1 pseudogene is annotated in these 514 nt (G+C 66.7%); it reads right to left on the reverse strand.

The features are described from left to right. Positions 1-215: 215 nt before the first annotated feature. Positions 216-514: pseudogene (locus ACIKT0_RS19950) on the reverse strand (P-loop NTPase family protein); the annotation flags it as partial.

Raw genomic sequence — 514 nt, forward strand, 5'->3', positions numbered from 1 at the left:
GGCCGCGGCGAATTCGTTGGCCAGTCCTCCGCGGCCGCGATGAAGGACGCCGCGGTCTGGGCCGCGGAGGACTGGCCAACGAATTCGCCGCGGCCGTGGGGCGCGCTGCCCGGCTCCAGCGGATGATCGGGGGACAGATCGAGGTCGAGCTCGATCGGCCGGAACGGCGTGGTTTCGGGCTCCGGACGGACGGGCGGAAGCGGCTTCTCGGGCGCCTCGGCCTCGAGTTCGGCCATCGCTTCGCCGCCGGCCATCAGGTCGGTGATCTCTTCGCGCGTCCGTTCGCCTTTTTTGAAGTCATCCGCTTTGCTGCCGTGGATGAGGACGGCGAACCGGTCACCGACGGTCATCGCGTGAAGTACGTTGTGGGTGACAAAAATTACGGCGAGTCCCTGAGCTCGGGCCTGCATGATGATACGGAGTACGTGGGTGGCTTCCTTGACGCCAAGGGCCGCGGTGGGCTCGTCGAGGATGAGCACGTTTGCTCCGAAGTAGACGGCGCGGGCGATGGCAA

The organism is Hansschlegelia beijingensis (assembly GCF_045505405.1).
Taxonomy (GTDB): Bacteria; Pseudomonadota; Alphaproteobacteria; order Rhizobiales; family Methylopilaceae; genus Methylopila; species Methylopila beijingensis_A.